This is a genomic window from Spiroplasma endosymbiont of Clivina fossor, from assembly GCF_964031115.1.
In the GTDB taxonomy this organism is placed as follows: domain Bacteria; phylum Bacillota_I; class Bacilli_A; order Mycoplasmatales; family Nriv7; genus Nriv7.
On sequence record NZ_OZ035006.1, the window covers coordinates 1565489 to 1584622 of the forward strand.

The following is a 19134-nucleotide window of genomic DNA, read 5'->3' on the forward strand; positions in this document are numbered from 1 at the left end:
TATCATATGAATTCAGAAACAGTAGCAAGTATTTTTACAGCAATTATTGGCGGTTTGGGTGGAACGGCTGGCATTACGGGAATAATCTCGGCTTTAAAAACAAAAAAGGAGGCGAAAAAAATGGAGCAAGAAAATAAAGAAGCGTTAAATAAAATTGATACTAAATTAATGATTATAAATAATAAGATTGATATGGTTATTGCTATCAAAAATAATAACGCTAATAAAAACGAGATTAATATTAACAAACCAAAACGAGGAGCTAAAAATAATGGCTAAAAAATTATTTTGATTGAAAATGTTAATTTACTTTTTAAACTTTATTACTCTAGGACTTGTACCTTTGGGGAAATTAATTTCTGAAAAAATTGAAATTTTAAAAAAACAAGTTGAAGAATTGGAAAGTAAATAATGCCATTACGATTTACTAAAAAATGATTTAGTGATAAAGATGATAATGTAGTAGTTAAAAAACGCGAAATTGAAAAATCAATTTTGCGAATGTATGGTTTTGCTCCTTTTGGTCATGAAGATTATTATAAATCGTATGTGTCCGACACTATGGCTAATGCATTAACTCCTAAGAAGTTGGAAATTAATATTAGTCAACAAGATTTATCACCAAAAATAATGGCATGACTTTATAAAAATGATTTTCAAAGTAAAAACTGGATTAATGAGAAACGAGCTAGCGATATTGGTATTTCAGCATTTCTAATTTTTTTAAATCAAGGAATTATGAATTTTCAACCCATACGAGTAGCAGAGCGAGAATATGATGTGTTGGGAAATTTAATTCAATGTACAATTTTTTACGACGACTATAAGAAAAATAATCTTAATTTACGCATGTACGAAACTTACCAATTAGAAAACAGCAAAGTAAAAATTATGCGTGAAATTTATGAACTAAGCACCAAAAAAATTGTTGACAATAATGGCACTTCCAAATTAGAACAAACAATAATAAAAGTTAATGATTTTGAAAAACAACGCAATAATGAAAAATTAAATATTAACCAAGTTTTAGAAATTAATTACATACCAATTGCAATTTTTTCTAATTTACCAAGTGAGCGTGCTGACATCGCTGGTGTTGAAGATAAATTGAAAGCTTTAGATATTTTTTATGAACAAAGCATTCTAGATGCGATTTTAAACGCCACAAGATTTCTTATTAATACAAATTCACTTGTTGGTAATGTTCAAAAAAATGTAAATAAGATTATTGATGATTTTATTAAAAATCATGTTTTAGTCATGAATTATGATCAAGCACAAAATCCAATACCCTTTTCTACTATTAATGGTCAATTTAGAGGAAAAGAATTAACTTATTTATATGATTGAAATGTGACCGAGATTAATAAACGGATTGGAATGCATGTACCTGCAATTCATAAAGGGGCTCAACAAACTCGTCAAGAAAGTTCTGCGGTTAATATTCAAACTAACAATATGCTCGAGCAAAAATTATTATTACGAGAAGAAGCCCATGCAAACTTTATTTACTTACTACTTAAATTTGACCGCGACTTGAATGGTAACAGTTTTATTTCAAAAGAACTTGAAAAAATGACAATCAAAGTCAATTTGAATGTAACGACCACAATTGGTAAAGAAATTAATAATATTGATATGAAAGGACAAGAAAATGGCGGATTGGAAGACTAAACCAAGTCAAGAAAATGAAACAAAATATCGTGATTATGCAATTGATAATACTCCACTGGACTTTGCAAATTACACCGAACAATCAGACCCTGACTTGCATACAATTTATAACGAAACAAGAAAACGCGAATTATATATTTACCCTTTAAATAACCTGATTAAAAACACAAATAAACCTAATTTATACTTTTCTCCCAATGTTGTTAAAATTGGCTTTATTGACCCGTTAGAAGTTAAAAAAACGATTGCTTATGAAGTTAGTGACTTTAATTTAGAATTAGATGCTCGCAATGCTACTAATATTCAAGATAATAGTGTTGAATATACTATGGTCGATGCCAAGACTATAATTTTTCAAGATGAAAGTTTATACGGCAAATTTAATCTTCATGTTGTTTCTATTGGTGAACCGGCAAACGAAAATAATTTGGATGAATTGTATATTATAAATTCTTACACCGAACGCTATGCCCCAAAATCAATTAAGGTAACCAAGGAAACAGTTTTAGTACGGGTGCAAGATTTTAAAGTTCGTGGTTCTAATCCCATTATTGTTCGTATTCAAAAACAATTGCCCGAAGATACAAAGGTTAAAGCAATTACTATTAAATTTCCACGGCAAGCTTTATTTGGAAATATTAAATTAATCGGGGAAGTAAACGGCGTGGCGGGTTATCCACGATTATTTATAGAAAATGACAAGGTTATGTTACCAATGCTATCAATGCCGATTGAAACTGAGCCAAAAGTTAGAATATTGCAACAATGAATGTCTAGTCAAGTTTTAGCATGAGAAAAAGCAAAATTGTTTTTTAACGAGAAAAGTGCTTTAGATTTGATTACGGTTGGTGGCGGAACAGAATCAAGAAAAAAAGTTTTTATTGATGCAAGAGTAACATCAATGCATATTACTAGAAATACACAAAAATATCAGAGTGTACCCGTTGGTTGCCTACCCGTGGATTTATTAAAAGAAAATATTATTTTAAATGAAACAATCACTCTACCTGGTGCTATTGGCGGACTTAAGCCAAGTTGTCTAGACGCTACCTCATATAATTTAACCAAGAATTATGATAGAGTGGAATTAGAATTTAAAGAAATTTTTAAAATTGATAGTCTTCAAAAAGTTTTATTAGACATGTTAGATTATACATATAACTACCGAACAAATTTTAAATATGCAACATATGATAAAAATAATACTCCATTAGATGATATTGCAAAATTGAAAGAAAATAAATTTGTTGGTCAAAAACCCGAAGTAGTTATTACTAATCTTTTTGAGGACTGAAAATTTGAAAACCCTAAGTTAATAAAACATCCTTCAGTACAAATATTTAAACAAATTATTATGATGCTTTCTGAATACATCCTTTCTGAATTGTCAATAAATATTGGCTTAAATGATGATTACAAACTATTATTGCCTTATTATTTTGAGCTCATTTCAGTTCCGTTGCTTGATGATGGATATTATAAATTCAAAGATGTAGAAGTTGTTTTAAAATCAGAGTACTTTAATTTTGATAATAATAATATTCAATTAGTTAATAATGATATATCGCAAAATCAATTATTTAAATTGAATAGTAACCAGTTTAATTGACTGCCATTAATTAATAATTTAGAACCAAACGACATCCCTAGTTTACTGCCAAAAGATATAAAATTAGCGGATGGAAATTATGGTAAAAATTTTGTAAATTGTATTGTTGAAAAAACACAATTAAGTAGTGTTATAAATATTTATGGAAAGGGATTAGAGGCGTTATTAAGTAATTTTAGGTGATTTAAAGAAATAAATAAACTTGACATTACTAAGCAATGTAAATTTCTTTTAGAAAAAGAAATAAGTAATTTCAAGCGATTGGAATTATCTGCTATTTTTGGACAAGGTCAATATAATTTTAAATTTGAAACAAATAATGGATATGTAGAAATAATGAATATTTATTTATTTAATAACAAATCTGATTCATACATTAATTTAGAAATTTAAAAAGAAGGTTAAAAACCTTCTTTTTAGTATATTATTTTATTTAAAGTAATTTTTATGATATTTGCCATTTCATTTTTTAAAATCGGGGGGGGGGTTATATTTACATATTAATTCAATATTTTCTTGACTAGTATCTCTACCATGTAGTTTCATTCATATTGTACTTCCACAATAGACTATTTCACCATCAGATTCTAGAAAGTATTTGTTACTTCTGCTATAAGCTACTATTCCTAAAATTATTGATATTACTATTCCTGTAATCACAAATACCCCCCCCCATATTTTTATTTTTCTTTTATTTTTTTGTTCTTGCATTTAATAACTCCTCCAAAAATAAATTTAATTAATCGGGACTAAAAAGAGACCTTTCTGGGTCTCTCTTGTTTTGTTTTTGAAATTTAATGTCGGCTGGTCGGGTTGCTTCCACAAACGAAGCGTCAATATACTAGAATTTTATTAAGTTTACAAAAAATCTCGGCACCGCTTTTCAACCTGTTAGGGGTCCGCGTTTAGCAGGACCTTGGGGACCCTGACTTTATTGAAAGAACTTCCGTAATTTTTTTAATTTAATAAACAACTAGATTATACACGCAGATTTTGTGAAAGTCAACCCTCCCAGAGTCTTACGGTCGCGTTTAGTTTTCTTAGGTATTTTTAAAAAAAGAAAAAATAATTATTTGCTATAAATTATTTCAATATGCAAATTAAGTATATATTTCTTATGTATGATTTTTGTTGTAAAAAATTATTTTAATGTTGTTTTTATAAGCATTTTACTTAGTTTTTATAACCTTTTTATTAAGATTATGTTTGTTAATATTAAATATTTTGTTTTATTACTTATTTTTCAAATAAAAAGGTAATAAATTTTTAGTTGCTTTTCTTTCAAAATTATTTAAACCTTTTCCCACCTAACAAAACTTTATGCGCCCGAGTCTTACTTTTTAAAAAATAGTGTATAATTAAGTTATAATAATTGTGAATTAAGTTTAAGGAGGGAAATTAAAATGAAAAGAAAAACAATTAGTTACAGTGATGAAATGATTAAAAGTGGTGTAGAGTTAAATAAGAAAGATAAGTTTATGAAAGCAATTTCTAAATTATTGGTTAAAGATTAAAATAATTAAATATGTTTACGCGGGGTTGGATTTTTAATTTGGTTTTATCAATGGATAGTAAAAATAATAAATAAAAAGCATCCTTATAAAATATGTTATATTTATAGATAACTGATTTGCCCCCCAGAGTTTTTTTAAAAAATAGTGTATAATTAAGTTAATAATGATAGGAGATGATGTCTTAATTGTGAAAAATAATAATGTTATGGATATGGCAAAATATTTAATTCGTAAAAATCCAGCTTTGTTTAACTCAAAACAACTTTTTAAAAAAATTGGCTTTGAAATGTATAAAGGAGAATTTATGCTTCATAAATTGCTTCATTTAGCACAAGTTTTTCATTTATTAATTAAGAATAAACCTTTATTTAGTGTAAATGAAGAAGTAGCTTATAACAATGGACCTGTTATTATAAGTATTCACAAACAACATAATAGACCTTTAATTTTTAATACAAAAAGTGAAATTAATTTAAGTAAAGAAATTAAAAGTTTTATTGATAATATTTATTTATTTTTTGAAGACGCAAACCCTGATGAACTATTTGAAATAACACATTATGATCAATGCTGAAAGGAAGCATTTCAAAAAAGTGAAAAAAATATTAACGACGATAAAATGGATGTTAGAAATTATATTGATTTTTATAAAAAAGAATATAAGATTGCAATAGATCATTTTTCTGAGTTGTATTTGTAGATTTATATTTAGAAAGATTAAAATAATTAATATGTTTAAGTTGGGTTCAATTTTTAATTTGGTTTTACCAATGGATAGTAAAGATAATAATTTGAAATATGGTATTATATACATGGAAGACCTAGAACAAGTTGATTACATGAAAGAATCTAACTGCGGTGTAAACTCAGAACCTCTTGGGCTAAAAAGGCTATCGTTAACGATAGCCTTTTTGTTTGCCTCTTATATAAACTCTATTTGGATATAATGCATAAAAGTCTGCATCATAAGGATCAAGATACATTTTTGGGTCAGGAACATTAGTGCGTTTTTCATCATATCGTAATTCTTCGTAGCATTTGGCAGTAAAAGGATTATTCTGTAAATTTATATGACAATTACCAAATCCAAACAAATTACGCATTCAAATAACGCGATCTGTTAAACCGGCTTCTTTGGTTAATGGTGTTGTGTGCTTAATGGCTGTGCTGGTACGAATGTTAAAACTATAATCTTCAATTAGTTTTGTTTTAATTCATTCCATAGCGGTTTTTGCTTTATCATCATAATTAAAAATAACATCAGCAAAATTATAAAAATTTGCTCTTAAAGTCATGATTTCTTCTATAAGATGACTAATTTTTTCATTTTCAGAAAAATTATCTTCGGGAGTTATAACAATCTCACATATTAAATATGGATCGTAAAGTTCAGTTTTTTTATATTCTTGAAATCCCCAAAATTTTAGCACAGTATGATCGATTGGCCCAGTTGCTCAATCAATCCCGATACTATAAAAATCAAATTTATACATATCAATAGTGGCAACATAAAAATCTTTTAAATCGTATTTTTGCGTATATTTTAAATGTTTTCGAAACGGAAAGATAGTACTATCACTGTCTGAGTACTCAAAACCATATTTTACAATAGCATATTCATCGGGGTTATCTTTTTTAAGTTGGTTTACTTTTTTTCTTGAAATTTCTGGCAATTTATTTCAAGTAGAGTCTAATGTTAGTCTTAAAACAAAAATTCCTAAACCTTCAAATTCTTTTTCATTTTCGTATCAAACTTTACCAGTTTCTTTTAATAAATTCATTATCTTGTCGTTTAATGGTAAAAATGGCGTACAGTATTTTTTATAAAATGGGTGATATTTATCATAGGGGTTGCAAGTGAACGCGACAAAAAAACTTTTTCATAAGTAACGAGTTTCTTGTTGTCCTGTCATTTTATCAACAAAGGTTCAAGAAAGTTCTTTTATGGATTTGTCAGAAACTTTAATCCGATTGCTACGAAACATTGACATTTGTAAACGCTCATATCTATAAATTAATTGTTTATCACTCAAAGTTTCTTTTTCTTCTGCCATAATTATTTCGTCAGTTCGTGAACACAAAAAACTAGAACCTTTTACAGCTGTTCCAAAAATTCTATTACCGTTGGCATAACCAATAAAAGTTATTCGTTGATTGGAAGGAAAAATTATTTCTCCGCCCTCTTTATTCAATTTTCAAACTATTCCGGTCACCTTAGAGTGCTCAGGTCCAATTTGAACGCCATACTTTTCTTCTAAATATTGACATAAATTATGTAAATCAGCAATTGTTGTTTCAGGATGTGTATTTTCATAGCGTCGTACTTCTTGAGCGGATGTATCTGTAAAGTTACAACAAATTCATAAATCTCAAGCTAAACAGTTTCAAGTTTTAAAGGTCATTCTAGCAGTAGGTACAAATCTATAAAAACACCTCGTTGTAAAATATTCTGCCCAATCATCGCCAACTAGTTCCTTAAAGATTTCTCAAGTAAAACCAAAGTTATTGTCACTAAAATTTAAGTCATATTTTTTATTTAATTGTGAGTAATTAGTTATTTTTTTCATTATACTAATATTATCTATGAATATTAACTGTTTTATGTGTTTGATATAGAAAAAATAAAAAAGGAAATAGAAAATGAAGTATATTGTACCTAAAAATGATTTAGCAGATTTAAAAGCTAAATTACAATCTTGAATGACTACGATTTATCATGAAAAATATTATCATAAAGTAAAAAAATGAGTAAGTAAATATCTCAATTTATGTACCAACTTATATATGAATAATACAGATAACATATCTGTAAATAAATTGATTAAAAAATATTTTCGTGGTAGTAAAATGACATTTTATATTTGAGCTAAAAAAATTATTAATGGTTATTATCAAGACAACTTTTATGAATTGCAATTCAAATCAACAACACCAAAAAATATTAAATATCAATTTTCATTAGAAACCAGAAAACAAATTTGTGATTATTACTTTGATTACAAATTTGTAGGTGCGGGCGGTGTATTATCGCTTTATCATAATATTCATCAAAAAAATGTGCATGATATCGATACAAATAATGTCCCCAAATCAATTAATACTTTTTATCGTTGAATTAAACAAGACAAACGCTATGGAGAAATAAAAACGCAAATGAAAAAAGCAAAACGCCATTTTAAGCGTTATGAAGTTTCAGATATTGGACTACTGCAAATGGATGCTAAAGTGTTTACTGATAAAAATTTTCCTATTGCTAAGCATAGATTATATGTTTATGATTTCATTGACGAAATAACAAGAATTGCTTTTGGATATGTGTATGATAGTTTAGGAACCAATAATGCCATTAATGCCATGCAAAGAGCAATGAAAGATTTTAGTGAACTTGGCATAACCATTAAACGCCTTCGTACTGACAATGCTCCTGAATTTACTACTACTAACTGAAGTAATAAAAAATCGTACAAAGTAAAAGAAAGGCCTTTTACAACCTTTCTTTCAAAAAATGGAATTATCCATGAAACCACACCAATCCGTTCTCCTCAGAGCAACGGAAAAATTGAACGGTTTCACCGTAATTATACTAGTTTATTTTGATTTAAAAAATGTGGTTTTAAAACAAAATTTGATGTTAAACAATTACAAATTCATTTGAATGAGTGGTACGCATTTTATAATTTCAAGCGAAAACATAAAAGTTTGAATTACAAAACTCCATTTGAAACTTTAAATAAATTTATTATTGCAAAATAATTATTTAAAAAATAATAGAAACTCGTGAAAAATGTTTTAATTTGGTTAATTTTGAATTAAATATTTTTTATTGTGGATAAAATTAATTTTTTAATTTTAATAATACAAAATATGGTATTATTAAATCAATTAAGAGAAGCATAGTCTAATAACTGTGTGTGATTTACACGTTTAGTTTTCTTAGGTATTGCTTTGAAGAAGTAAAACAATCAGCTAATTATATTATTTAATTACTAAACTAACCCTACCTTTCTTGTTATTGTCATTTTTATTCTTTTTTATTTTATCATATTATTGAATTTTTACACAATAAAAAATTATTAATTATTATTAAATTTTAACTAATATTTTTACTTACTTAAATGTATTATATTTATTTGTTACAGCATTACCTTTATAATTAATTCAACTATCATCATTTTTATTATTATATTTATTTCATAATGAATTTTTATATATTTCTTTTCTGATTTCTATTTCTGAATTAATATTTTCATTAATATGATGTAATACATTTAATTTGTTTAAATTTGCCATTCTTAAATGTAATAGGTTATTTAAATTCTTATGATTATATATTTTTGCCCCATAGCCTAATTGTTGTTTTACTAAATGTGATACATCACGGACGCATAAAGTTTTGTTAGGTAGGCAAAGGTTTAAATAATTTTGAAAGAAAAGCACCTAAAAATTGATTACCTTTTTATTTGAAAAATAAGAAATAAAACAAAATATTTAATATTAACAAACATAATCTTAATAAAAGGTTATAAAAACTAATTAAAATGCTTATAAAACTAACATTAAAATAATTTTTTACAACAAAAATCATACATAAGAAATATATACTTAATTTGCATATTGAAATAATTTATAGTAAATGATTATTTTTTCTTTTTAAAAAAATACCTAAGAAAACTAAACGCGACCTAAATAAAATTAAATATGATTTATATGATGATGAAAATTTAGAAAAATGTAGTAAAGGTAGTAGTTTCATTTCAAAAGGTGCTGAATATATTCCTAATTTTGGAAAATTAATTTCAAAAGCTATTAATTCATTAGGAGCAATTTGTGATTTAGAAAAATAAAAAATAAATTATGAAAACTATTAAGTCTTTTAGAAACATTTATTTTAACGGTAACCGCGACAACAAGTTAAATATTTTAATTATAAAAATTACTTTGTTAAAAATTTTTGTAATGTTTGAAATGGAGTTTTAGTGTTTAAAGATGAATGTGGGCGTTCAAAGTTATAAAAGTAATAATATTTGTTTAAATAATGTTGAAGTTCATTTTGATTTAGTTTTTTGTTCTTAACATAAAATAATTTTGTATAATGCTGATGGAATCGTTCAATCTTCCCGTTGGATTGAGGCGAACGAATTGGTGTGGTCTCGTGAATGATTCCATTTTTTGAAAGAAAGGTTGCAAAAGCCCTTTCTTTTATTTTGTATGCTTTTTTATTGCTTCAATTAGTAGTGGTGAACTCAGGAGCGTTGTCAGTACGAAGGCGTTTAATATTTATGCCAAGTTCACCAAAATCTTTCATTACCCTTTGCACGGCATTAATGGCATTGTTAGTTCCTAAACTATCATAAACATAACCAAATACTATCCGTGTTTTTTCATCAATAAAATCATAAATATAATATTTTTTATCAACCGGAAAATTTGATGTGGTAAAGATTTTAGCATCCATTTGTAAAAGACCAATCTCGGAGACTTCATAACGCTTAAAATGGCGTTTTGTTTGTTTGATTTGTTGTTTTAATTCTTTTCAACGAGGGTCGGATTTAATTCAGCGATAAAAAGTTTTGATATTTTTCGGAACTTCTGAATTTTTAACATCATGAAAACCAATTTTTAAATTGTTAAATAAAGACCACATTCCGCCAGCTTGAAGATTTTTGTAATCAAAATATAAATCACATACTTTTTCACGAGAATTTAAACTATATTGATAATTAAGATTTTGTGGTTTTGTAGTTTTAAACAATAACAAATCTAAATTGTCAGAATAATAAGCGGTCATAATTTTTTTCGCCCAACGATAAAAGGTTTTCGTTGCATTCTTAAAATATTTTTTAATAAGTTTTGTTAAAGTTATTTCTTCAATATAGAAATAAGTACATAAATTTAAATAAGCAGTAATGCGTTTTTTAGTTTTATAGTAATAAGGATTACGGCAATTAGCACTTAGTCAACTTTGGATTTTTGCTTTTAAATCCGCTAAATCAGCTTGGGGAATAATATATTTCATTTTAAAACTCCTTAAATTAAGAAAATCGCATTACAAAAAATACGATTTTCAAAAATATTTATTAAATTACTAATTTTTTTTATTAGGTATTTCGGCAGAAAATGAGGTAATTATATAACCAGCACGCCTATCATATCTGTCCAAAGCTGAAGCTTTTAAAATTGTAATTTTTACATTAACAATTTTATCAATATAATATTTATCGTATTCACCATTAACATTGATAATTTTAGTCATATTTTTTTTATAAAAATTAAAAACATAACCTGACATACTACCACCTTCAGGGATTGTAAGAGCAGAAACATCTTGAGGCAAATCATCTAATTTATCATCAGTATTTCAAACAAAACCAAGAGACGGCCATTTAAAAACATAACTATTTTGAATACTAGCAAACTTTAAATCATATTTATTTAAAATATTACTATTTTTACTACATCCCGAAATAAACATTATACATACTAAATTTAAAGCTGATAAAAATTTTCACATAAATAAAAATCCTCCTTTCAAAGGAATTATATTTTATATAAAAATATTAGAAACATTTAAGAAAACTTTTTTAATATCATTAACAAAATTGCTAATGGTACTACAAATTCAAATAACATCTGAAATGCTGGAATAACTTCAAACACCGGAAAGGCAGTTTTGGTAAAATTAATTGTTGTTTTGGCAATATCAGCAAGAGGGCGAATTAAAAGATTAATTCCAGAAAGACCAAGTAATCAATTTAATACATTAACAGAAGCGTGCTGAATACCACAAGATATTACACTAGACTTCTTGCAAAATTAATTTAAAATATAATTGAATTGTTGTTTTTAATAAAAAGGTGGAATTTAAATGAAATTTAAAAAAAATAATCAAATAAGTGATAAAAATTTTTTAAGATTAACTGGTATTAAACATACTACTTTTAATAAAATGCTAGAAATTTTAAAAATAGAAGAATTAAAAAAGAGATTTCGTCGCGGAAGAACCAATAAATTATCATTAGAAAATCGTATTTTAATGACTTTAGAATATTGAAGAGAATATAGAACTTATTTTCATATTGCAAAAAGTTATGATATTAGTGAAAGTAGTTGTTATAGAAATATCAAATAGACTTCTTGCAAAATTAATATGATAATTATAATTTTTAAATTTAAAATAAATATAAAAGTGTTATTAAAATAATTTTTAGATTATTTTTACAAATATTTTGTCATTAAAACATAATAAAAATTATTATTTACAATAAAAAAAGACTGAAATTTTAAATTATCAAATATATTTAAACTAATAGTTGTAAATTATAAATTGAAGCTATTAAATTAAATCTTAAAGCAAATCTTTTTCTACGATTTCGATATTTTTCACTAATAATTTTAAATTTTTTAAGTATAGCAAAAACATTTTCAATAACAATTCTCATTTTTGAAATTCGCTCATTATTTTGCTTTTCTTCTTTATTTAAAGGGTTTTTCTTTGATTTTCTTTTAGGAATTAAAACATTATGATTAATTTTTTGTATGCCTTGATAACCTAAATCCACTAAAACAGTTGTTTCTGGTAAAAATTTAATTTTTGAATCTTTTAAAATTTTAAAGTCATGGTTTTTACCATAAGAAAAATCAGAACTAATAATTTTTTTACTATCTTTTTCAATTATAACTTGTGTTTTTATTGTGTGTTTTTTCTTTTTTCCTGAGTAGTGCTGTTTTTGTCTTTTTTTGGGCGTTGGATTTGGCTTTCAGTTACATCAATTATAACAGTCTTATCTTTGAAATAATCTTTTAATAGTGATTTTTGACCAGTAAGTTGTTGAAAATTAGGGTGTTTTATTAAAGTGTCTTCAATTCATTTGATATTTCTATAACAACTACTTTCACTAATATCATAACTTTTTGCAATATGAAAATAAGTTCTATATTCTCTTCAATATTCTAAAGTCATTAAAATACGATTTTCTAATGATAATTTATTGGTTCTTCCGCGACGAAATCTCTTTTTTAATTCTTCTATTTTTAAAATTTCTAGCATTTTATTAAAAGTAGTATGTTTAATACCAGTTAATCTTAAAAAATTTTTATCACTTATTTGATTATTTTTTTTAAATTTCATTTAAATTCCACCTTTTTATTAAAAACAACAATTCAATTATATTTTAAATTAATTTTGCAAGAAGTCTAATCTTTAATTTCCGTATTTAACATTCGTTCAGTTAATTTTTTGGTAAATTCCTGAAAAATAGTATTGCCTTTAAATAAATCTTGTGGATTATCAATATTTTCTAAAAAATAATCAACAACTTTATCAATTGCGTCAGGTTCTTTTTTTATTTTTTTTTTGTCATTTTCTGTTCTCCTTCTTTTAAGTATAATTCAGAATGAATTATCAAGACACAGAATTTTGGACAGGCCCTACTTTTGAACCAGTAATTATTCCGAAAAGACAAAGAAGATTTGATAACTTTGATCAAAAAGTAATTTCTTTATATGCAAGAGGAATGACAATTTCTGATATCAAAGCACAATTGCAAGAATTCTATCACGGAGCAGAAATTTCAGAAAGTTTAATTAGTCAAATAACTGATGATGTTATTGAAGAAGTTAAAATGTGACAAACTAAACCTTTAGAGAAGATTTATCCGATTGTTTATTTTGATTGTATTGTTGTTAAAGTAAAGCAAGATAAACGAATAATAAATAAAGCAGTTTATCTTGCCTTAGGAATTAATTTAGATGGTTTAAAAGATATTTTAGGAATGTGAATTAGCGAGAATGAGGGCGCCAAATTTTGACTTAATAATCTTACGGAAATGAAAAATCGTGGCTTACAAGATATTCTTGTTGCTTGTAGCGATAATTTAACTGGAATGTCTGATGCAATAGAAGCTGTGTTCCCAAAAACACAGCACCAATTATGCATTGTTCATCAAATTCGTAATAGTTTAAAATTTGTCCCTTACAAAGATCGCAAACTTGTAGCTAATGATTTAAAATCAATTTATACAGCAATTAATGAAGAAATAGCGCTAGTTGCTTTAGATCATTTTTCTGAAAAATGAAATAAAAAGTATCCACAAATTACTAAATCATGAAAAAATAACTGAAATAATTTAATAATTTTTCTTGAATATCTTCAAGAATTTAGAAGGATTATTTACACAACTAATGCGATTGAATCTGTTAATAGTCAACTAAGAAAAGTCATTAAGAATAAAAAGATTTTTCCTAATGACGCATCAGTTTTTAAAATATTTTATTTAGCATTTCAAAATATGGTTAAGAAATGAACGATGCCAATTCAAAATTGGGGTAGTGCAATTTCACATTTAATGATAAAATTTGAGGACAGAGTGAATTTAAGTTAATTACTTAAAGACACAGTTAATTGTACAGTCCCTTCTATTTTGTCAGAATAAAAACCAGTAATTTTAGTTAATTACTGGTTTGAACATTTTTTATTTTTACAAGGAATTTAAACTTGTTGTGCTTGTTTCAATTAAAGTTATTGTTTTAAATAGCTAATATCGTTTTTATAAAACCTTATACTATAGTAGTAACTGTATTCGTTCTTACTGGCCCTTCTCTTTCTGATGAAAAAAATGCTTCACCGTTAAATGTTATTTTATCATTGTTTTTATCTATAATAATTTCATTGGGTAATAAACTATATTTTTGTAAAATTTGCATTACTTCTGTAATTGGCAATACTATTTTTCAGGAATTTACCAAAAAATTAACTGAACGAATGTTAAATACGGAAATTAAAGATTATCTTGAAACTGATGAGAATCATAATAAAAGAAATGGCAACACACAAAAAACCATTATTACTAAAAATGGTTCAATCGCAATTGATGTACCAAGAGATCGAAATAGTACTTTTGAACCAGTAATTATTCCGAAAAGACAAAGAAGATTTGATAACTTTGATCAAAAAGTAATTTCTTTATATGCAAGAGGAATGACAATTTCTGATATCAAAGCACAATTGCAAGAATTCTATCACGGAGCAGAAATTTCAGAAAGTTTAATTAGTCAAATAACTGATGATGTTATTGAAGAAGTTAAAATGTGACAAACTAAACCTTTAGAGAAGATTTATCCGATTGTTTATTTTGATTGTATTGTTGTTAAAGTAAAGCAAGATAAACGAATAATAAATAAAGCAGTTTATCTTGCCTTAGGAATTAATTTAGATGGTTTAAAAGATATTTTAGGAATGTGAATTAGCGAGAATGAGGGCGCCAAATTTTGACTTAATAATCTTACGGAAATGAAAAATCGTGGCTTACAAGATATTCTTGTTGCTTGTAGCGATAATTTAACTGGAATGTCTGATGCAATAGAAGCTGTGTTCCCAAAAACACAGCACCAATTATGCATTGTTCATCAAATTCGTAATAGTTTAAAATTTGTCCCTTACAAAGATCGCAAACTTGTAGCTAATGATTTAAAATCAATTTATACAGCAATTAATGAAGAAATAGCGCTAGTTGCTTTAGATCATTTTTCTGAAAAATGAAATAAAAAGTATCCACAAATTACTAAATCATGAAAAAATAACTGAAATAATTTAATAATTTTTCTTGAATATCCTCAAGAATTTAGAAGGATTATTTACACAACTAATGCGATTGAATCTGTTAATAGTCAACTAAGAAAAGTCATTAAGAATAAAAAGATTTTTCCTAATGACGCATCAGTTTTTAAAATATTTTATTTAGCATTTCAAAATATGGTTAAGAAATGAACGATGCCAATTCAAAATTGGGGTAGTGCAATTTCACATTTAATGATAAAATTTGAGGACAGAGTGAATTTAAGTTAATTACTTAAAGACACAGTTAATTGTACAGTCCCTTATATCAATTAACAAAATCAAATAGTTCGCATTTTAATTGTGTTAAGTTTGCAAATTTTTTACCGTTAATAAATTCAGTTTTAAAGGTTTTGTAAGTTGCTTCAGCAACAGCATTATCATACGGGCATCCTTTGGTACTTAATGATCTTTGAATTTTAAAGGTTATTAAAATTTCATCAATGATTTTATTTTTGAATTCATTACCACGATCAGTATGAAATAAAGTTATTTTATTTAATGGTCGTGTTATCTTGTGAAAAGCTTGTTGAACTAGTTCAGCAGTTTTATTTGGTCCAGCACTATAGCCAATTACTTCGCGATTAAACAAGTCAATTAATAAACAAATATAATGTCATTTAGTACCAACTTGAACATATGTTAAATCACTAACAACAACTTCATTGGGTTTTTGGTCATTAAATTGACGATTTAAAACATTATTAATTTGGTCATTATTAACTGTTTTTTCATGATTACGATATTTTAATTTGGTGTATTTAGAAACCAAATTATTTTTGATCATAATGAATCGGATTTTTCGTCGTGATAAGATGATATTTTTTCTTATTAAAACAGCTTTAATTTTACGAGCACCATAAATCTTACGACTTTTATTAAATGCACTGATAACTTCTTGTTCATAATTATTAATATCAAACTTAGTGCATTTATTAGTTTGATAATAATATGTTGATTTTAGTAAACCTAAAATCTTACATATTTTCCTCACTGAATATTTAGTTTTGTTGTTATTAATTATTGTTATTTTTTGCCGATTATCAGTGCTGCTTGCTTTAAAATGTCATTTTCCATTCGTAATTGTTGGTTTTCTTTTCGCAAGTAAATTAATTCATTTTCTTCGACAGTGCGATTATCTTTTGCTTTAAATGACCCAGAATTATTATAATTTTTAACTCAACTATAAATAGTTGGTTTTGGTAAATTATATTCTTTCCCTAAATTAATAACACTTTTGCCATTTTTGTATAGCATTACAATTTGTTTTTTAAATTCTTCAGAGTATGAGGTTTTATTTCCCATTTTTATATTCCTTCTTTCTTAATAATTTTGAAGTCTATATAATTATGGTCCAATTTATTGTAGCCTATCCATTCATTATGAAATAAATATAATAATAAAAATGATGATAGTTGAATTAATTATAAAGGTAATGCTGTAACAAATAAATATAATAGATTTAAGTAAGTATTAGTTAAAATTTAAAAATAATAAAATTAATAATTTTTTATTTTAATTTTGTCGAAAACTCTTGATAAAATAAAAAAAATCATCAACTTGATAATTTTAAAAGGCTTTTATGTAAAATTACTATTTTTACTTTAACTTTTTTATATATTAGACTTCTTGCAAAATTAATATGATAATTATAATTTTTAAATTTAAAATAAATATAAAAGTGTTATTAAAATAATTTTTAGATTATTTTTACAAATATTTTGTCATTAAAACATAATAAAAATTATTAGACTTCTTGCAAAATTAATATGATAATTATAATTTTTAAATTTAAAATAAATATAAAAGTGTTATTAAAATAATTTTTAGATTATTTTTACAAATATTTTGTCATTAAAACATAATAAAAATTATTATTTACAATAAAAAAAGACTGAAATTTTAAATTATCAAATATATTTAAACTAATAGTTGTAAATTATAAATTGAAGCTATTAAATTAAATCTTAAAGCAAATCTTTTTCTACGATTTCGATATTTTTCACTAATAATTTTAAATTTTTTAAGTATAGCAAAAACATTTTCAATAACAATTCTCATTTTTGAAATTCGCTCATTATTTTGCTTTTCTTCTTTATTTAAAGGGTTTTTCTTTGATTTTCTTTTAGGAATTAAAACATTATGATTAATTTTTTGTATGCCTTGATAACCTAAATCCACTAAAACAGTTGTTTCTGGTAAAAATTTAATTTTTGAATCTTTTAAAATTTTAAAGTCATGGTTTTTACCATAAGAAAAATCAGAACTAATAATTTTTTTACTATCTTTTTCAATTATAACTTGTGTTTTTATTGTGTGTTTTTTCTTTTTTCCTGAGTAGTGCTGTTTTTGTCTTTTTTTGGGCGTTGGATTTGGCTTTCAGTTACATCAATTATAACAGTCTTATCTTTGAAATAATCTTTTAATAGTGATTTTTGACCAGTAAGTTGTTGAAAATTAGGGTGTTTTATTAAAGTGTCTTCAATTCATTTGATATTTCTATAACAACTACTTTCACTAATATCATAACTTTTTGCAATATGAAAATAAGTTCTATATTCTCTTCAATATTCTAAAGTCATTAAAATACGATTTTCTAATGATAATTTATTGGTTCTTCCGCGACGAAATCTCTTTTTTAATTCTTCTATTTTTAAAATTTCTAGCATTTTATTAAAAGTAGTATGTTTAATACCAGTTAATCTTAAAAAATTTTTATCACTTATTTGATTATTTTTTTTAAATTTCATTTAAATTCCACCTTTTTATTAAAAACAACAATTCAATTATATTTTAAATTAATTTTGCAAGAAGTCTATTATTTACAATAAAAAAAGACTGAAATTTTAAATTATCAAATATATTTAAACTAATAGTTGTAAATTATAAATTGAAGCTATTAAATTAAATCTTAAAGCAAATCTTTTTCTACGATTTCGATATTTTTCACTAATAATTTTAAATTTTTTAAGTATAGCAAAAACATTTTCAATAACAATTCTCATTTTTGAAATTCGCTCATTATTTTGCTTTTCTTCTTTATTTAAAGGGTTTTTCTTTGATTTTTTTTTAGGAATTAAAACATTATGATTAATTTTTTGTATGCCTTGATAACCTAAATCCACTAAAACAGTTGTTTCTGGTAAAAATTTAATTTTTGAATCTTTTAAAATTTTAAAGTCATGGTTTTTACCATAAGAAAAATCAGAACTAATAATTTTTTTACTATCTTTTTCAATTATAACTTGTGTTTTTATTGTGTGTTTTTTCTTTTTTCCTGAGTAGTGCTGTTTTTGTCTTTTTTTGGGCGTTGGATTTGGCTTTCAGTTACATCAATTATAACAGTCTTATCTTTGAAATAATCTTTTAATAGTGATTTTTGACCAGTAAGTTGTTGAAAATTAGGGTGTTTTATTAAAGTGTCTTCAATTCATTTGATATTTCTATAACAACTACTTTCACTAATATCATAACTTTTTGCAATATGAAAATAAGTTCTATATTCTCTTCAATATTCTAAAGTCATTAAAATACGATTTTCTAATGATAATTTATTGGTTCTTCCGCGACGAAATCTCTTTTTTAATTCTTCTATTTTTAAAATTTCTAGCATTTTATTAAAAGTAGTATGTTTAATACCAGTTAATTTTAAAAAATTTTTATCACTTATTTGATTATTTTTTTTAAATTTCATTTAAATTCCACCTTTTTATTAAAAACAACAA

At 25.1% G+C, this 19134-nt stretch carries 22 protein-coding genes and 2 pseudogenes; 10 read left to right on the forward strand and 14 right to left on the reverse strand.

Features of this window, described 5'->3' with window-relative positions:
* Positions 1-6: 6 nt before the first annotated feature.
* Genes AAHM82_RS09450 through AAHM82_RS09465 form a run of 4 tightly spaced genes read left to right on the forward strand, consistent with a single transcriptional unit; the run spans position 7 to position 3676 of the window.
* Positions 7-279 carry a hypothetical protein gene (locus tag AAHM82_RS09450; RefSeq protein WP_342262364.1) on the forward strand — a complete coding sequence of 91 codons (273 nt, stop codon included), beginning with the start codon at positions 7-9 and terminating at the stop codon, positions 277-279.
* A complete protein-coding gene (locus AAHM82_RS09455) occupies positions 272-412 on the forward strand; it encodes a hypothetical protein (protein ID WP_342262365.1) in 141 nt (46 codons plus the stop codon). The genes AAHM82_RS09450 and AAHM82_RS09455 overlap by 8 nt, the downstream gene beginning before the upstream one ends.
* A complete protein-coding gene (locus tag AAHM82_RS09460) occupies positions 412-1674 on the forward strand; it encodes a hypothetical protein (RefSeq protein WP_342263766.1) in 1263 nt (420 codons plus the stop codon). Before AAHM82_RS09455 ends, AAHM82_RS09460 begins: the two co-directional genes overlap by 1 nt.
* On the forward strand, positions 1655-3676 hold the full coding sequence (locus AAHM82_RS09465; protein WP_342263767.1) for a hypothetical protein: 2022 nt from the start codon (positions 1655-1657) through the stop codon (positions 3674-3676). The genes AAHM82_RS09460 and AAHM82_RS09465 overlap by 20 nt, the downstream gene beginning before the upstream one ends.
* 36 nt (positions 3677-3712) lie before the next feature.
* Here the strand turns inward: AAHM82_RS09465 and AAHM82_RS09470 are convergent, their stop codons facing one another.
* Positions 3713-3994: a hypothetical protein gene (locus tag AAHM82_RS09470; protein ID WP_342263768.1), complete on the reverse strand. Its 282-nt coding sequence runs from the start codon at positions 3992-3994 to the stop codon at positions 3713-3715.
* 990 nt (positions 3995-4984) lie between these two features.
* On the opposite strand from AAHM82_RS09470, the gene AAHM82_RS09475 reads away from it, so the two are divergent.
* Entirely contained in the window at positions 4985-5497 is a 513-nt protein-coding gene (locus tag AAHM82_RS09475) for a Panacea domain-containing protein (protein WP_342263769.1), read from the forward strand.
* A gap of 196 nt (positions 5498-5693) precedes the next feature.
* Here the strand turns inward: AAHM82_RS09475 and AAHM82_RS09480 are convergent, their stop codons facing one another.
* Positions 5694-7364: a hypothetical protein gene (locus AAHM82_RS09480; RefSeq protein ID WP_342263770.1), complete on the reverse strand. Its 1671-nt coding sequence runs from the start codon at positions 7362-7364 to the stop codon at positions 5694-5696.
* A gap of 73 nt (positions 7365-7437) precedes the next feature.
* Here AAHM82_RS09480 and AAHM82_RS09485 point away from each other — a divergent pair, with 73 nt between their 5' ends.
* Positions 7438-8550, forward strand: a complete 1113-nt coding sequence (locus AAHM82_RS09485; RefSeq protein WP_342263771.1) for an integrase core domain-containing protein — start codon at positions 7438-7440, stop codon at positions 8548-8550.
* Positions 8551-8904: 354 nt separating this feature from the next.
* Here the strand turns inward: AAHM82_RS09485 and AAHM82_RS09490 are convergent, their stop codons facing one another.
* Complete coding sequence (locus AAHM82_RS09490) at positions 8905-9087, reverse strand: hypothetical protein (protein WP_342263772.1); 183 nt, start codon at positions 9085-9087, stop codon at positions 8905-8907.
* A gap of 317 nt (positions 9088-9404) precedes the next feature.
* Between AAHM82_RS09490 and AAHM82_RS09495 the strand changes: the two genes are divergently transcribed.
* Positions 9405-9641, forward strand: a complete 237-nt coding sequence (locus AAHM82_RS09495) for a hypothetical protein (protein ID WP_342263773.1) — start codon at positions 9405-9407, stop codon at positions 9639-9641.
* A gap of 89 nt (positions 9642-9730) precedes the next feature.
* On the opposite strand, the gene AAHM82_RS09500 is transcribed toward AAHM82_RS09495, so the two are convergent.
* Together AAHM82_RS09500 and AAHM82_RS09505 are read right to left on the reverse strand one after the other, a co-directional pair.
* Complete coding sequence (locus AAHM82_RS09500) at positions 9731-10813, reverse strand: integrase core domain-containing protein (RefSeq protein ID WP_342263774.1); 1083 nt, start codon at positions 10811-10813, stop codon at positions 9731-9733.
* 69 nt (positions 10814-10882) lie between these two features.
* The gene (locus AAHM82_RS09505; protein WP_342263775.1) at positions 10883-11308 is read right to left on the reverse strand and encodes a hypothetical protein; all 426 of its coding nucleotides are present in this window, start codon (positions 11306-11308) and stop codon (positions 10883-10885) included.
* Positions 11309-11662: 354 nt separating this feature from the next.
* Between AAHM82_RS09505 and AAHM82_RS09510 the strand changes: the two genes are divergently transcribed.
* Positions 11663-11926, forward strand: a complete 264-nt coding sequence (locus tag AAHM82_RS09510) for a transposase family protein (RefSeq protein WP_342263776.1) — start codon at positions 11663-11665, stop codon at positions 11924-11926.
* A 169-nt stretch (positions 11927-12095) separates the two neighbouring features.
* Here the strand turns inward: AAHM82_RS09510 and AAHM82_RS14405 are convergent, their stop codons facing one another.
* The 3 genes and pseudogenes from AAHM82_RS14405 to AAHM82_RS14415 form a co-directional block, all read right to left on the reverse strand.
* Positions 12096-12488, reverse strand: a complete 393-nt coding sequence (locus tag AAHM82_RS14405) for a transposase family protein (RefSeq protein WP_342264845.1) — start codon at positions 12486-12488, stop codon at positions 12096-12098.
* The gene (locus AAHM82_RS14410) at positions 12485-12925 is read right to left on the reverse strand and encodes a transposase family protein (RefSeq protein WP_342263396.1); all 441 of its coding nucleotides are present in this window, start codon (positions 12923-12925) and stop codon (positions 12485-12487) included. Before AAHM82_RS14410 ends, AAHM82_RS14405 begins: the two co-directional genes overlap by 4 nt.
* 68 nt (positions 12926-12993) lie before the next feature.
* A pseudogene (locus AAHM82_RS14415) lies at positions 12994-13182 on the reverse strand (hypothetical protein); the annotation flags it as partial.
* A gap of 47 nt (positions 13183-13229) precedes the next feature.
* Here AAHM82_RS14415 and AAHM82_RS09520 point away from each other — a divergent pair.
* Together AAHM82_RS09520 and AAHM82_RS09525 are read left to right on the forward strand one after the other, a co-directional pair.
* Positions 13230-14177, forward strand: a pseudogene (locus AAHM82_RS09520) (IS256 family transposase); the annotation flags it as partial.
* A gap of 287 nt (positions 14178-14464) precedes the next feature.
* Positions 14465-15640 (forward strand): IS256 family transposase, encoded by a 1176-nt coding sequence (locus AAHM82_RS09525; RefSeq protein ID WP_342263778.1) that lies wholly within the window; start codon positions 14465-14467, stop codon positions 15638-15640.
* Between the two features lie 16 nt (positions 15641-15656).
* Here the strand turns inward: AAHM82_RS09525 and AAHM82_RS09530 are convergent, their stop codons facing one another.
* From AAHM82_RS09530 to AAHM82_RS14435, 6 genes are all read right to left on the reverse strand, one after another.
* On the reverse strand, positions 15657-16403 hold the full coding sequence (locus AAHM82_RS09530; RefSeq protein ID WP_342263779.1) for an IS3 family transposase: 747 nt from the start codon (positions 16401-16403) through the stop codon (positions 15657-15659).
* Positions 16404-16435: 32 nt separating this feature from the next.
* Positions 16436-16714: a transposase gene (locus tag AAHM82_RS09535; RefSeq protein WP_342263780.1), complete on the reverse strand. Its 279-nt coding sequence runs from the start codon at positions 16712-16714 to the stop codon at positions 16436-16438.
* A 615-nt stretch (positions 16715-17329) separates the two neighbouring features.
* Positions 17330-17722: a transposase family protein gene (locus AAHM82_RS14420; protein ID WP_342264845.1), complete on the reverse strand. Its 393-nt coding sequence runs from the start codon at positions 17720-17722 to the stop codon at positions 17330-17332.
* The gene (locus AAHM82_RS14425) at positions 17719-18159 is read right to left on the reverse strand and encodes a transposase family protein (protein WP_342263396.1); all 441 of its coding nucleotides are present in this window, start codon (positions 18157-18159) and stop codon (positions 17719-17721) included. Before AAHM82_RS14425 ends, AAHM82_RS14420 begins: the two co-directional genes overlap by 4 nt.
* 114 nt (positions 18160-18273) lie before the next feature.
* Positions 18274-18666, reverse strand: coding sequence for a transposase family protein (locus AAHM82_RS14430; protein ID WP_425289022.1), 393 nt, complete (start codon positions 18664-18666; stop codon positions 18274-18276).
* Positions 18663-19103: a helix-turn-helix domain-containing protein gene (locus AAHM82_RS14435; RefSeq protein WP_425288976.1), complete on the reverse strand. Its 441-nt coding sequence runs from the start codon at positions 19101-19103 to the stop codon at positions 18663-18665. Before AAHM82_RS14435 ends, AAHM82_RS14430 begins: the two co-directional genes overlap by 4 nt.
* Positions 19104-19134 lie beyond the last annotated feature (31 nt).